General features: G+C 40.3%; 14 protein-coding genes. 11 read left to right on the top strand and 3 right to left on the bottom strand.

The annotated features are described in order from the left end of the window. The 9 genes from atpA (at position 1) to spoIIQ (ending at position 9,470) form a co-directional block, all read left to right on the top strand. Complete coding sequence (gene atpA, locus L8T27_RS18170; RefSeq protein ID WP_233315917.1) at positions 1 to 1,509, top strand: F0F1 ATP synthase subunit alpha; 1,509 nt, start codon at positions 1 to 3, stop codon at positions 1,507 to 1,509. A gap of 35 nt (positions 1,510 to 1,544) precedes the next feature. Then, a complete protein-coding gene (gene atpG, locus L8T27_RS18165; protein ID WP_233315916.1) occupies positions 1,545 to 2,405 on the top strand; it encodes an ATP synthase F1 subunit gamma in 861 nt (286 codons plus the stop codon). A 61-nt stretch (positions 2,406 to 2,466) separates the two neighbouring features. Then, on the top strand, positions 2,467 to 3,888 hold the full coding sequence (gene atpD, locus L8T27_RS18160) for a F0F1 ATP synthase subunit beta (RefSeq protein WP_233315915.1): 1,422 nt from the start codon (positions 2,467 to 2,469) through the stop codon (positions 3,886 to 3,888). Between the two features lie 21 nt (positions 3,889 to 3,909). Continuing rightward, positions 3,910 to 4,317 carry a F0F1 ATP synthase subunit epsilon gene (locus L8T27_RS18155; protein WP_233315914.1) on the top strand — a complete coding sequence of 136 codons (408 nt, stop codon included), beginning with the start codon at positions 3,910 to 3,912 and terminating at the stop codon, positions 4,315 to 4,317. Between the two features lie 198 nt (positions 4,318 to 4,515). Further along, positions 4,516 to 4,752 (top strand): DUF1146 family protein, encoded by a 237-nt coding sequence (locus L8T27_RS18150; protein ID WP_233315913.1) that lies wholly within the window; start codon positions 4,516 to 4,518, stop codon positions 4,750 to 4,752. Positions 4,753 to 4,960: 208 nt separating this feature from the next. Next, on the top strand, positions 4,961 to 5,716 hold the full coding sequence (locus L8T27_RS18145; protein ID WP_233315912.1) for a YwmB family TATA-box binding protein: 756 nt from the start codon (positions 4,961 to 4,963) through the stop codon (positions 5,714 to 5,716). A 33-nt stretch (positions 5,717 to 5,749) separates the two neighbouring features. Then, positions 5,750 to 7,057: a UDP-N-acetylglucosamine 1-carboxyvinyltransferase gene (murA, locus tag L8T27_RS18140; RefSeq protein WP_233315911.1), complete on the top strand. Its 1,308-nt coding sequence runs from the start codon at positions 5,750 to 5,752 to the stop codon at positions 7,055 to 7,057. 286 nt (positions 7,058 to 7,343) lie between these two features. Next, positions 7,344 to 8,360, top strand: a complete 1,017-nt coding sequence (spoIID, locus tag L8T27_RS18135) for a stage II sporulation protein D (RefSeq protein WP_237942057.1) — start codon at positions 7,344 to 7,346, stop codon at positions 8,358 to 8,360. Between the two features lie 189 nt (positions 8,361 to 8,549). Next, positions 8,550 to 9,470, top strand: a complete 921-nt coding sequence (gene spoIIQ, locus L8T27_RS18130) for a stage II sporulation protein SpoIIQ (RefSeq protein ID WP_233315909.1) — start codon at positions 8,550 to 8,552, stop codon at positions 9,468 to 9,470. 103 nt (positions 9,471 to 9,573) lie between these two features. On the opposite strand, the gene L8T27_RS18125 is transcribed toward spoIIQ, so the two are convergent. Genes L8T27_RS18125 through L8T27_RS18115 form a run of 3 tightly spaced genes read right to left on the bottom strand, consistent with a single transcriptional unit; the run spans position 9,574 to position 11,548 of the window. Further along, positions 9,574 to 10,158 carry a ferric reductase-like transmembrane domain-containing protein gene (locus L8T27_RS18125; RefSeq protein ID WP_233315908.1) on the bottom strand — a complete coding sequence of 195 codons (585 nt, stop codon included), beginning with the start codon at positions 10,156 to 10,158 and terminating at the stop codon, positions 9,574 to 9,576. After that, positions 10,151 to 11,074 carry an FAD:protein FMN transferase gene (locus L8T27_RS18120; RefSeq protein ID WP_237942056.1) on the bottom strand — a complete coding sequence of 308 codons (924 nt, stop codon included), beginning with the start codon at positions 11,072 to 11,074 and terminating at the stop codon, positions 10,151 to 10,153. Before L8T27_RS18120 ends, L8T27_RS18125 begins: the two co-directional genes overlap by 8 nt. A 12-nt stretch (positions 11,075 to 11,086) precedes the next feature. Next, complete coding sequence (locus tag L8T27_RS18115; RefSeq protein WP_233315906.1) at positions 11,087 to 11,548, bottom strand: hypothetical protein; 462 nt, start codon at positions 11,546 to 11,548, stop codon at positions 11,087 to 11,089. A 382-nt stretch (positions 11,549 to 11,930) separates the two neighbouring features. Between L8T27_RS18115 and spoIIID the strand changes: the two genes are divergently transcribed. Together spoIIID and mreB are read left to right on the top strand one after the other, a co-directional pair. Further along, positions 11,931 to 12,203 (top strand): sporulation transcriptional regulator SpoIIID, encoded by a 273-nt coding sequence (gene spoIIID / locus L8T27_RS18110; protein ID WP_016204804.1) that lies wholly within the window; start codon positions 11,931 to 11,933, stop codon positions 12,201 to 12,203. Positions 12,204 to 12,832: 629 nt separating this feature from the next. After that, entirely contained in the window at positions 12,833 to 13,834 is a 1,002-nt protein-coding gene (gene mreB, locus L8T27_RS18105; RefSeq protein ID WP_233315905.1) for a rod shape-determining protein, read from the top strand. Positions 13,835 to 13,854: the final 20 nt, after the last annotated feature.

Here is a 13,854-nt window from a genome sequence, read left to right as displayed (position 1 = left end):
ATGAGCATCAAAGCGGAAGAAATCAGTGCTCTTATAAAAAGGCAAATTGAAAATTACCAATCAGAAGTTCAAGTGAGTGAAGTAGGTACGGTTATCAGTATTGGTGATGGAATCGCTCGCGTTCATGGATTGGACAACTGTATGGCAGGGGAACTTGTTGAGTTCTCTAACGGAGTTATGGGTCTTGCCCAAAACTTAGAAGAAAGCAATGTCGGGATCATCATCCTTGGTCCTTACACAGACATTCGCGAAGGTGACGAAGTGCGTCGTACAGGCAGAATCATGGAAGTACCTGTAGGCGAAGAATTGATTGGACGTGTTGTTAACTCATTAGGTCAGCCTGTGGATGGAATGGGTCCGATTAACTCAAGCAAAACTAGACCGATTGAGTTCTTGGCACCTGGTGTTATGGACCGTAAATCAGTTAGCGAGCCGCTTCAAACAGGTATCAAGGCAATTGATGCACTTGTGCCAATCGGCCGCGGACAGCGTGAGCTTATCATCGGTGACCGCCAAACAGGTAAAACATCTGTAGCAATCGATACAATTCTTAACCAAAAAGACCAAGATATGATCTGTATCTATGTAGCAATCGGACAAAAGGAATCTACTGTTCGTAATGCGGTTGAAACACTTCGCAAACACGGTGCATTGGATTATTCCATCGTCGTGACTGCATCTGCTTCCCAGCCGGCTCCATTGCTTTACCTAGCTCCATATGCAGGTGTAGCTATGGGTGAGGAATTCATGTATAACGGCAAGCACGTTTTAATCGTATATGATGATCTTTCTAAACAAGCATCAGCATACCGTGAATTATCCTTGCTGCTTCGTCGTCCTCCAGGCCGTGAAGCATATCCAGGGGATGTATTCTACTTGCATTCTCGTTTACTTGAGCGTGCAGCGAAGCTGAGCGACGCTAAAGGCGGCGGTTCTATTACTGCATTGCCGTTCATTGAGACACAAGCAGGAGACGTATCTGCATATATTCCAACAAACGTAATCTCTATTACAGATGGTCAAATATTCTTGCAGTCTGACTTGTTCTTCTCAGGAGTACGTCCTGCAATCAACGCAGGGTTGTCTGTTTCCCGTGTAGGTGGTTCTGCACAAATTAAAGCGATGAAAAAAGTTGCAGGTACGCTTCGTCTTGACTTAGCGTCATTCCGTGAGCTTGAGTCATTCGCACAGTTTGGATCAGACCTTGATAAAGCAACACAAGATAAGTTGAACCGCGGTGCCCGTACAGTTGAGGTACTGAAGCAAGACTTGAACAAACCATTAAAAGTAGAAAAGCAAGTAGCGATCCTTTATGCATTGACGCGCGGATTCCTTGATGATATTCCAGTACATGATATCAGAAGATTTGAAGATGAGTTATTGAACTGGATGGATCATAACCGTAAAGAATTGCTGGATCACATTGTGTCAACGAAAGAGCTTCCTTCTGACGACGATATGGCAGCTGCGATTAACGACTTCAAAAAGACGTTCGCTGCAACTGAGTAATAAAAGGAAAATCTGATGAATGGTGGTGAAAACGTTTGGCATCATTACGCGATATAAAGTCACGTATTAATTCAACGAAAAAGACAAGCCAAATCACAAAAGCGATGCAAATGGTATCTGCTGCTAAGATGAATAAAGCAGAAGCAAATGCAAAGTCTTTTGTTCCATATATGGAAAAGATAGAAGAAGTGACACAGTCAGTAGCGGCAGGGAGCAAAGGCAGCTCCCACCCAATGCTGGTTGCCCGTCCGGTTAAAAAGACAGGTTATATTATTATCACATCAGACCGCGGACTTGCGGGTGCATATAACAGTAATGTTTTAAGAAAGCTGAACCAGATTGTACAAGCTAAGCATCAATCAAAAGATGAGTATGCAGTTATTGCAATCGGTAAAGTCGGCAGAGATTTCCTTGTGAAGCAAGGGACAAATGTCATTTTGGACATTGTCGGAATTGCGGACCAGCCGGACTTCTTGGACATTAAGGATATTACGAACAAGTCTGTCGGCATGTTTAGTGATGGAACATTTGATGAAGTACACATCATTTACAGCCATTATGTGAGTGCAATCCAGCAGGATGTAATGGAGAAGAAAATTCTCCCTCTTACAGATATCGGGAATAACTCTGCTGCACTTACTTCCTATGAATTTGAGCCTTCTGCAGAAGAGATTTTGGATGTATTGCTGCCGCAATATGCAGAAAGCCTAATTTACGGTGCATTGCTTGACAGTAAAGCGAGTGAACACTCTGCTAGGATGACAGCAATGAAGAACTCTACTGATAATGCGAAAGAAATTATCAATGATTTGAGTCTAGTTTATAACCGAGCTCGCCAGGCTGCTATTACGCAAGAGATTACGGAAATCGTCGGCGGTGCAGCTGCGCTGGAATAGGATTTAAGCAATAGAATTGCGACTTTGCAATTCTATGAAAAGAAGTATTGGAGGGAAAAACATGAGCTTAGGACAAGTTCTTCAGGTAATGGGTCCTGTAGTCGACGTTAAGTTCGATGGTGGCCATTTGCCTGATATAAATAATGCTTTGAAAGTGGTTCGTATTTCAGGAGAAAATGCTTCTGACAACGCTGAAGTAACCCTTGAAGTTGCCCTGCATTTAGGTGACAATACGGTCCGTACAATCGCGATGTCTTCTACTGATGGAATCACTAGAGGAACTCAAGTAACAGATACAGGTAAGTCTATTTCTGTACCAGTTGGTGATGTTACTTTAGGACGTGTATTTAACGTATTGGGAGAAACAATCGACCTTGATCCAGAAATTTCAGCTGATGCTAGAAGAGACTCTATTCATAGAGAAGCTCCGAAGTTCGAGCAGCTTTCTACACAAGTTGAAATACTAGAAACAGGTATTAAAGTAGTAGACTTGCTTGCACCTTATATTAAAGGTGGAAAGATCGGTCTATTCGGAGGAGCAGGTGTTGGTAAAACGGTTCTTATCCAAGAACTTATCAACAACATCGCTCAAGAGCACGGCGGTATTTCTGTATTTGCCGGTGTTGGAGAGCGTACGCGTGAAGGAAATGACCTATACCACGAAATGACAGATTCCGGCGTTATTAAGAAAACAGCAATGGTATTCGGACAAATGAACGAGCCGCCAGGTGCTCGTATGCGTGTTGCCTTGACTGGTTTGACAATGGCTGAATATTTCCGTGATGAGCAAGGACAAGACGTTCTGTTCTTCATCGATAACATCTTCCGTTTCACACAAGCAGGTTCTGAAGTTTCTGCCTTGCTTGGACGTATGCCTTCAGCAGTAGGTTACCAGCCGACTCTAGCAACAGAAATGGGTAAATTACAAGAGCGTATCACTTCTACAAACGTAGGATCAGTAACATCTATCCAAGCGATTTATGTACCAGCAGATGACTACACAGACCCAGCGCCTGCAACAACATTTGCTCACTTGGATGCAACAACAAACCTTGAGCGTAAATTGACAGAGATGGGTATTTACCCAGCGGTGGATCCATTGGCATCTACATCACGCGCTTTGTCGCCTGAAATCGTAGGAGAAGAGCACTACAATGTTGCTCGTCAAGTACAATCAACTTTACAGCGCTACAGAGAGCTTCAAGATATCATCAGCATCCTTGGTATGGATGAGTTGAATGATGAAGATAAAATGGTCGTACATCGCGCAAGAAGAATTCAATTCTTCCTGTCACAAAACTTCCACGTAGCAGAACAGTTCACAGGACAGAAGGGTTCTTATGTTCCTGTTAAAGAAACTGTTAAAGGCTTCAAGGATATCCTTGATGGTAAATACGATCACCTTCCAGAAGATGCATTCCGCCTAGTCGGAAGAATCGAAGAAGCAATCGAAAATGCTAAAAAAATGGGTGTTGAAGTATAATTCTAGTCAGGAGGGGTAGAAATGAAGACGATTAAAGTCCATGTAGTAACTCCTGATGGCCCGGTGCATGATTCAGACGTTGAGACGGTTATCGCAAAAGCAGAAAGCGGAGAACTTGGAATAATGGCAGGCCATGTTCCAATGGTTGCTCCCCTTAAAATAGGTGTCATACACTTGAAAAATGGAAAGACTTCTGAGTATTTGGCAGTCAATGGCGGAATCTTAGAGGTTCGGCCAGATAAAGTAACGGTGCTTGCTCAATCTGCGGAAACTGCGGAAGATATCGATTATGATCGTGCTTTACGAGCTAAGGAGCGTGCAGAGCAAAGATTGCATGCGCAGAGTAGTGAACATATAGATTTTAAACGCGCAGAGCTTGCTCTCAAACGTGCAATGAACCGTATTTCTATAATCGAAAAAAGATATTAAAACCAAATGCCTCCTTTGCAAAAATGCAAATTGGGGGCATTTTTTTCGTTCGTGAAAGGGCTTTAAAAGAACAAAAAAGGTCTAGAAGAAACGAAAATGAAATAAAAATGAAATGAAAATGAAAAAATATGAAACCTTTTAGGTAGTTAGTTCGTCAAATAGAAGTTAGCAAGGAAACTTAAGAGTGGAGGTTCGGCCGTGATAGAAGATTTTGGCCAACAGGCGTTGCTCAGCATTGTAACAAATGTGGTATTTATTGCCCTGGCTTGGTGGGCATTGCAGTCCTTGAACATTGAAAAGTTCATCCGTGCAAACAAAGTAGTTCAAGCAAGAGTTTTATATGTGTTATTATCGATAATAATGGGATCACTAGTCAGTGACTTCTTCCTTAATTATCTGCTTTGGTCACAACAGTTGCCACTAATTATGCAATAAGATGCATTGGAAGAAACAATTACCAACTAAATAGGTCTTCATACATGTTTTCTTTTGTTCACTTTTTCAGTACAATTCAACTTGCGTGTTGAATAAAATTAGTTTGTACGCTGATATAGAATATATTCATGTCAAAAAGTGACGACAATTCGTGAGTATTTCATTCCCCTACTATGGAAACAATGCTAGTAAGGGGGAGGAATATAAGATGAATAAAAAAAGAACAGTAATTTATATCGTGTTAACAATACTAGTTGGTTTGGCAGCAGTCACTTTTGGGAATAACCCAATTATCGCGAAAAAACAGCTAGACCTATTTATCATAAATGGAATTTTACAAGAGGAACAGAACATTAATGTAACTGAATGGTCTCTGCATGCAAGAGAAAAATTGGAAAATGTGAAAAGCTTATCAGATGCAAAAGCCGTTCAGGCTGAATTGCAGGAAAAATTTCCTGATGCAAAATGGACGGAAACAGAAAACAGCAGCAGCTGGCAGGCTAAAGCTTTACTTTCAGCTGACAGCAGCAAAGAAGAGAGTATAACGGTCACTGCTTCATTAACAACTCAAACTGCTCAATCATATGTTATATATGAAGTGAAAGGGAAGGAGTTAAGTGACCAGTTCAGCAAAATGCTGAAAAAGGATATAGAAGAAAAAGTTTCAGCTATATTTCGTGGAAAACCAACAATTTTCTCTTGTATAAAAGGCGAATTCAATGATAAGATTAGTAAGAGTCTGCCTTATTATGTAAACCATTTATTGGATGCTTTTCAAGCGAAACAAATAGAGGCGTTAGAGGAAGATGATTTTGTATCAGCTTCAGCCATAACGTCTATCTTTGATGAGAAAATTCAGGAAAATGACAAGGCAATGAACTTGCAATTGGGAATCAGGACACAAGGAATGGGCGGTAAGACTACCTTTGTAGTTGGCACACCCATCATAACGATTGAATATTAATATAGAGACATTGGACGCGGAGGGGAATACACTTTGGATAAAATCATCGTCCGCGGCGGAAAAAGGTTAAATGGAACGGTTAAAGTAGAAGGCGCAAAGAATGCCGTTTTGCCTGTAATCGCCGCTACATTATTAGCAAGTGATGGAAAAAGCATAATTAAGTCAGTTCCAACTCTTTCAGATGTATTTACAATAAACGAGGTATTGCGTTTTCTTAATGCTGACGTAACTTTTGCCAACAACGAAGTAACAGTAGATGCATCAAAAGAGTTGAGTGTGGAAGCGCCATTTGAATATGTGCGCAAAATGAGAGCTTCTGTTTTGGTAATGGGTTCATTATTGGCTAGAAATGGCCATGCAAGAGTAGCGTTGCCAGGAGGCTGCGCAATTGGCTCTAGACCGATTGATCAGCATCTTAAAGGCTTTGAAGCAATGGGTGCAAAAGTACAGGTAGGAAATGGTTTTATTGAGGCGTCTGTTGAAGATCGTCTGCATGGAGCGAAAATTTATTTAGATTTCCCAAGTGTAGGGGCAACAGAAAACATTATGATGGCTGCGACACTGGCTAAAGGTACAACAATCATCGAAAATGTTGCTAAAGAACCTGAAATTGTTGATTTAGCTAATTTCCTAAATGCAATGGGTGCAAAAGTAAGAGGTGCAGGAACTGGCACACTTCGAATTGAAGGTGTAGAAAAGCTGTACGGTGCAGAACATACAATTATTCCGGATAGAATTGAAGCTGGAACGTTTTTAGTTGCCGCTGCTATCACAGGCGGAAATGTCCTTGTACAAGGTGCAGTGCCAGAACATCTTTCATCTTTAATCGCAAAAATGGAAGAAATGGGTGTAGTCTTCAAAGAGGAAGAAGACGGACTTCGTGTTATTAGTGCAGAAAACTTAAAAGCTGTTGATATTAAGACAATGCCTCATCCTGGATTCCCAACAGATATGCAGTCACAAATGATGGCATTGTTGCTTCGCGCTAAAGGAACTAGCATGATAACAGAAACTGTTTTTGAAAACCGTTTTATGCATGTTGAAGAGTTCAGACGCATGAATGGCGATGTGAAGATTGAAGGTCGTTCTGTTATTATGAATGGACCAACAAACCTGCAAGGTGCTGAAGTAGCAGCAACAGATTTACGTGCTGCAGCAGCATTAATATTGTCAGGACTTGTGGCTGAAGGTATTACAAGAGTTACTGAACTGAAGCACTTGGATCGCGGATATGTTAACTTCCATGAGAAGCTGGCGGGATTAGGTGCTGACATTGAACGAGTGACAGAAGAAGAGCAAGTTACATTGACTGCAACTTATGTCGCAGATATGAATGCGTAATAAAACATAAGCAGCTATTATTCATTTCCCTTATGAGATGGATATAGCTGTTTTTTTTTTGTGCAGTTAAGCTTGGAAGAGGTTAATGAGGAAATGAAGAGATAACGAGAGATTACTCCCATACTATGCAAAGTTAGAAAAAATAGAACGCCTAGACCGATTATTTTCATGGTTTTTTCCTGATGAATAAAGTCATAAATGCTTGTCCAAGCCCATAAGAATGTTTTGTAAGACATTAATCGTCTTCTCGAAGCAATATCTACATCGTTCTTATGGAGGCTTATATATGATCAAATTCAAACCCTTTATCGCACTAGGAGCCATTCTGTTCAGCATCACTTTATTGCTTCCAGCTGTTTTGGTGCTTCCCTTTATTTCAGAACGAGGGAATGACAAAAATGATACGCCAGCACAAGTTACGCCAGCAGAAAACACAGGTCCATCTGTGGAAGTTTCCATCTATCGGGAAGAGCAAAAAAAGATAGAGAAAGTTGATTTAGAAGAATATGTTGCCGGTGTTGTGGCACTGGAGATGAATGCAAGCTTTGAACCTGAAGCACTAAAAGCGCAAGCATTAGCAGCAAGAACCTATATCGTCCGCAGGATGATCTCCCAAACGGATTCAGGATTGCCTGATGGAGCAATAGTCGGTGATTCTATTACTTATCAAGTATATAAGAATAAAGCAGAATTAAAATCAACCTGGAAAACCGGTGATTATGATTGGAAGATGAAAAAGATTGAGGATGCCGTTCAAGCAACAGCAGGACAGATTCTGACATATGACGGAGAGCCAATCGATGCTCTATTTTTCTCCACAAGTAATGGATATACAGAAAACGCTGATGATGTCTGGGCTAACTCTCTTGCTTATTTAACGAGTGTTGAAAGCCCGTGGGATAAGAACTCCCCAAAGTTTAACGGCAAAGAAGAGCTCAGTATTCAAGAGTTCGAAAGCAAACTTGGCGTCTCTGTAGGAAGCAGTACAAGCATTATGACAAATGTAGAGTATACGAAAGGCAAGCGAATTGCAAAAGCGAATATAAGCGGAAAAGAGCTTGCAGGGACAGACATTCGCGATAAGCTTGGTTTAAAGTCAACAGACTTCACTATGACCAGAGAAGGCCAGAATATCGTTGTGACGACGAAGGGATATGGTCATGGTGTCGGGATGAGCCAGTATGGTGCAAACGGAATGGCGGCTGAAGGCAAGACATATGAGGATATCGTCAAGTATTACTATAAAGGTGTAGCTGTAACCGATTCTGAGAAACTTCTGACAGCTTATATGGCAAATAAATAATAAAGAAATAGCAGGAAGCTTCCTTGGCAGCAAGGGGGCTTTTTTTACTTTTCATCCCTTTAGAAAAAAGTTTTTATTTTCATGCATAAATAAAACCAGTTTGTCGAAAAATAAGTTTTTAAAAAATTTTTTCTTGCATGTATATATTTATCATTATCTGTTCAGAATGATTGCTGAGGTGATGATAAAATGAGAGAGGAAGAAAACAAACGTACTTCTCCAAAATCAAAAGTAAAGAGTTTCTTTAAAAAGCGTTGGGCATTTCCAGCTGTTTATATCGCGAGTGCAGCTATTATTCTAACAGGTGTCCTTTGGTATCAAAACAGTGCAAGCGATACAGACAAGTTCAATTATGATGCGTCAAAAAATCCAAATACGCAGCTTAATGGTGATGAGCCTTCTGTACCAGTTACAAATGATGTTGAGAACTTTGCATGGCCAGTAAATGATCCAGATGCAGTAATTACTCAAAAAGGTTTTTATGACAATAGCCAAAGCAAGGAAGAGCAAATAAACTCACTAGTTTTCTATGATAATATGTACCAGCCTAATACTGGTGTAGATTTGAAAATGGAAGATAACAGTGAATTCGAAGTACTTGCTTCATTAAGCGGAACAGTTACAAAAGTATCAGAAGATTCTGTACTTGGTAATTCAATCGAAATCGAACATGCTGATGGTATCAAAACTTTCTATCAGTCTGTAAAGGATATCCAAGTAAAAGAGGGCGATGAAGTGAAAAAAGGTCAACCTCTTGCTACTTCTGGACAAAGCTTATATAACAAAGATGGCGGCATACATGTTCACTTTGAAATTCGTAAAGATAATGTAGCAGTAAATCCAATTGATTACTTCAATAAATCATTGGCTTCATTAGAAAATGCTGATACTTCTGAAGCAAGCAGCACTTCTGAAGAAAATGAAGTAACAGATGAATCGAACAAAGAAGAGTCTGTTTCAGAGGATGCAACAGAAAATCAATCAAATAAAGAAGTAACAGAAGAGTCAACAGACTCGAAAAATACAGATGCTGACGCAACAGATGAATCAACAGATTCTTCAAGTGATGATGCAGCAGACGAAAGCACTTCAGCTGATCCAAACGCATAATGCAAAACGAAAGAGTCCCATTCTTCGACAGAATGGGACTCTTTTTTCATGAATAAACCTATTTCAATGACAAATTTCTCGGGAAATAATCCATACCTGTAAATCATGCTTTTTTGTCCATTATAGGCTTCTTTTTTAGCTGCATTGCTTGGACAATTCGCAGGATAGTTAAAATAAACACGGTTGCGCCTGTGAATATATAGAGTATAAGCATCCATGTTGTCTGGCTGTCTGTGCCCAGCAGCAATCCGTGAAGAAGAGCTGCATAGAATGTTGGGAATGCGAGAAAATGGATGGCTCTCCACATCTTCTTCCCAATCTTTTTTAAGAAGTCTGTTGATAAAACTAATAACAAGAATCCATAAAAGGCAAATATGCCTAATGATAGGGAGATGACATTATGTTCGACAGTAAAAGGAATCAGGATATTAAAGATGGTGTAAGAGGTATATTCTGTATCGAATACTAGGACAAGACCATGAACCATTCCAAAAAGCAGCCCGAACCAGCCGGCAGCCTCATGAGTATTTAGAATTATTTTTTGCATTTTCTTCGGAAATATTGGAAGTTTAAAAGTTAGCCCAGTCAGCATGGAGATAAACAGCAATAAATAAGATGTGATGGCTGCTGCCCTTGTTACATTCCAAATGCTGAATAGGTCGCCAAAGGTGGATAACCATTCATTCATACTGTTTCACTCCTTCTTTTGCATAAAAGTTTATATTGCCAGCTTGCAGGCATTGGTCATCGCTTGTCAGCCCGATAAAAGCTAAATTATTTCCTTTAAATTGCTTTAAGCCTTCCTCCCAGCCAAGGATAAGCATGCATTTAGCAAGAGCTTCTGCCTCTGTTAATGTTGGGGCAATCACAGTTGCCTGAATAAGGTTGGAGGTGCTCGGCAGGCAGGTTCGCGGATCTACTATATGGTGACAGTGCTGTCCATTAACAGTTATCCAATGCCTTTTTACTGTAGAACTTGTTGCAATACCTGCATCTCTTTGTAATTCAATGGAGGCAATCGTTTCGTCTGGTCTGCTTGGATGATCTATTTTGACCACACGCTTTCTTTGCTCTAATCCCCAAACACAAATATCCCCGCCTGCAGAAATAGCGCCAGTCTTTATTCCGTCATCCTGTAAAAGCTCAGCGATGCATTGTGCTGTCCAGCCTTTAGCTATGCCCCCTAAATCTATTTGAATATCTTGTTCAAGGGTTACGCTCCTCATGCCTGTATCGATTGTGAGCGGGCGGGAAATCAGTCTAGATGAGGTAGGCTGTTCAGCTGTCTTCGGACATGCCTCCATCAGTTCAAAGCTCCGGTCATAACCGAGAGCACAAAGCGTCCTGCCTAGATAAGGATTATAAATCCCTTTTGTGACTGTAAAGTAGAAGTCCGCAATCCTAATAGCTTCAAACAGGATAGAGCTGCATACAAAAGGGATGTGGATGGTCCTATTTAATTGTGATAATTCACTAGCCTTGTCAAACCGTGACAGCGTCTTTTCTGCCTTTTTAAACAGATGTAATGTTTTTTTGGATGATTCCTCTGGTAAATCAAATGTGCGAATAGTGGTGTTCATACATGGGAATTCTGTTTGCTGCATATACTTATCTCCTTAAGATGAATGGCTGCGAAGGTCTCCACTTTCAGTTGTGCTCCCGTTAGTTGGAGGTGCTTGAAAGGACCCGCCGCTGAAATTATTGGACCCGCTGTTTGGGTCTGTTGTAGTACCTCCGCTGCTGTCACTTGACGTATCAGAAGAACTGTCCTCTTGATAATCACCAGCCCAAGAGTCGCTGCTTCCAGATGAATAGGAACTTCCTGATGAATCACTGCTGCCTGAACCGTCGTCAGGGGTTGTATAACTTCCATTGCTCCCATTTGAAGGGATTTGGCTTCCGTCTTCCTGTGCGAAAGGATTTTGGCTGCTTGGCAGCTCGCTGGTGCCCCCTGATTGATTATAAGCAGTTTGCTGACTGTTCCCAGTTGAAGTTGTTCCATTTAAAAACCCTATAAAACCTGTAAAAGCTGCAACGCTGGATAAACCTATAATCCACTTTGTTTTTTTCGGTGCCATATACATCCCCCGTATCTATCAATATTTATTAATAAGGATTGTACGAAACAATCCTTAATTATTTCTTAAGCGCTACCCACTTTTAAAAAAATCAAAGGAAACCTTGTCCCTATTCATAATTTTCTGCATAAACTTTGACCCAAGCTAATAAACTGTTACAAACCTTACAAAGATGAAGTTTGGAGTGAGGGATCGTTTATAGATAAATGGATATGTAGTCGAGGACATGTTTAATCACGATAAGATCAGAAAGCAAAAGCTTTCTGCCGCATGTAAAAAGGAATATTCATGAAAGGAAACGTGCGGGATGAAGAATTTCGATGAAGCGAAAAGCGAGTCTCATTTCACACTTCTCACATCCAATTTAGGGAGGGCGAGTGGTGTGCACGATTACATCAAAGAGAGAACTATCAAGATTGGAAAGTATATCGTGGAGACGAGGAAAACAGTTCGCGTTATAGCGAAGGAGTTTGGCGTATCCAAAAGTACAGTCCATAAGGATTTAACAGAAAGGCTTCCTGAAATAAACCCGGATTTGGCAAACGAAGTAAAGGAAATTCTTGATTATCATAAATCGATTAGACATCTTCGCGGTGGGGAAGCGACAAAAATGAAGTACAAGAAGGAAGAATTGGAAGGGGAAACAGTACAATAACAACATGGAAAGAAAAAAACACAAGAATTTCATTTATGCTTATCTATCGATGGAGGACATCCTCCATCGGTAGAGAAAAAAACAGACAGAAATAGGACTTAGGAAATACTAAGTCTTTTTTATATGTCAAAATACATATCCAACACACTCCTGTTTTACTAACAGTTGTATAAGAGATTGGAAAAAAATAGATAAATAATCGTTTAAGCGAACAAATATGAAAATTTTACAAATAAAAATAAGAAAAAATGCGCATATTTTTGACAAAAAGTTACTTCTTTCGTCAGCGGTATGATAGAATAGAAAATTAGAGTAGGACTAATATGATACGTGTTATGGCAAGGGTTGCAAGACATGTGAAGTGTTAGACATACACTTATCAGAAAACGAATATAAGAGAGTCAGCAGTTGTATTTTATATCGAACAACTGTTCTTCTGTCTGTCATAGTATTGCTTGAATTGTTAAAATGATCTGCTTATTAAAATGCGTTACATAATTTAATGAAACTAGTTTTGCTTTTTTGCGTTTAAATAATAGGAGAAATATTAACTTTTCATGTAAAGGTCTGTTTATAAAGAGAACAAATGGAAAAAACTGAATAATAGCCATAAGGAGGAAGTGTAAAAAATGTTCGCTAGAGATATCGGTATTGATTTAGGAACAGCAAATGTGTTGATTCATGTAAAAGGGAAAGGGATCGTCTTAAATGAGCCTTCGGTAGTCGCTCTCGATAAAAACACAGGCAGAGTGCTTGCAGTTGGAGAAGAAGCGCGCCGTATGGTTGGACGTACACCTGGAAATATTGTCGCTATTCGTCCGCTGAAAGACGGAGTTATTGCTGATTTTGATGTCACAGAAGCAATGCTTAAGCATTTTATCAATAAATTGAATGTAAAAGGATTTTTATCAAAGCCACGCATCCTTATCTGCTGTCCTACAAACATTACAAGTGTAGAGCAAAAAGCTATTAAAGAGGCAGCAGAAAAGAGCGGCGGCAAAAAAATCTACCTGGAGGAAGAGCCGAAAGTTGCTGCAATTGGAGCGGGTATGGACATCTTCCAGCCGAGCGGCAACATGGTTGTGGATATCGGCGGGGGAACAACTGACGTAGCTGTTCTTTCAATGGGTGATATTGTTACTTCTTCAAGCATCAAAATGGCAGGGGACAAGTTTGACAGTGAAATTCTTCAATATATTAAGAGAGAATATAAGCTCTTGATTGGAGAAAGAACGGCAGAAAACATCAAAATTAACATTGGAACTGTTTTCCCTGGCGCGCGTAAAGAAGAGATGGAAATTCGCGGCCGTGATATGGTTTCAGGTCTTCCTAGAACGATTACGGTTCATTCAGAGGAAATTGAACAGGCGCTAAGAGAGTCTGTAACAGTGATTGTACAAGCTGCTAAGAGTGTTCTGGAAAGAACTCCGCCTGAGCTTTCTGCAGATATCATTGACAGAGGAGTTATTTTGACAGGAGGCGGCGCGCTTCTTCATGGAATTGACATGCTGCTTGCTGATGAATTAAAAGTTCCAGTCTTGGTTGCAGAAAATCCAATGGATTGTGTCGCAATTGGTACAGGCATCATGCTTGACAATATTGACCGTTTACCAAAAAGAAAGCTTGGCTAATCAGGCTTTTCCATTGCTAA

Origin of the sequence: Niallia sp. Man26 (assembly GCF_022049065.2) — a bacterium.
Taxonomy (GTDB): Bacteria; Bacillota; Bacilli; order Bacillales; family Cytobacillaceae; genus Niallia.
Note: the sequence above shows the minus strand (reverse complement) of the source record. Positions and strands in the feature narration are given on the sequence as shown.

Excerpts from the sequence above, each read along its gene's own strand:
- atpA (WP_233315917.1), top strand. The coding sequence starts at position 1 with ATGAGCATCAAAGCGGAAGAAATCAGTGCTCTTATAAAAAGGCAAATT.
- atpD (WP_233315915.1), top strand. The coding sequence starts at position 2,467 with ATGAGCTTAGGACAAGTTCTTCAGGTAATGGGTCCTGTAGTCGACGTT.
- L8T27_RS18155 (WP_233315914.1), top strand. The coding sequence starts at position 3,910 with ATGAAGACGATTAAAGTCCATGTAGTAACTCCTGATGGCCCGGTGCAT.
- L8T27_RS18145 (WP_233315912.1), top strand. The coding sequence starts at position 4,961 with ATGAATAAAAAAAGAACAGTAATTTATATCGTGTTAACAATACTAGTT.
- spoIID (WP_237942057.1), top strand. The coding sequence starts at position 7,344 with ATGATCAAATTCAAACCCTTTATCGCACTAGGAGCCATTCTGTTCAGC.
- spoIIQ (WP_233315909.1), top strand. The coding sequence starts at position 8,550 with ATGAGAGAGGAAGAAAACAAACGTACTTCTCCAAAATCAAAAGTAAAG.
- L8T27_RS18125 (WP_233315908.1), bottom strand. The coding sequence starts at position 10,158 with ATGAATGAATGGTTATCCACCTTTGGCGACCTATTCAGCATTTGGAAT.
- L8T27_RS18120 (WP_237942056.1), bottom strand. The coding sequence starts at position 11,074 with ATGCAGCAAACAGAATTCCCATGTATGAACACCACTATTCGCACATTT.
- L8T27_RS18115 (WP_233315906.1), bottom strand. The coding sequence starts at position 11,548 with ATGGCACCGAAAAAAACAAAGTGGATTATAGGTTTATCCAGCGTTGCA.
- mreB (WP_233315905.1), top strand. The coding sequence starts at position 12,833 with ATGTTCGCTAGAGATATCGGTATTGATTTAGGAACAGCAAATGTGTTG.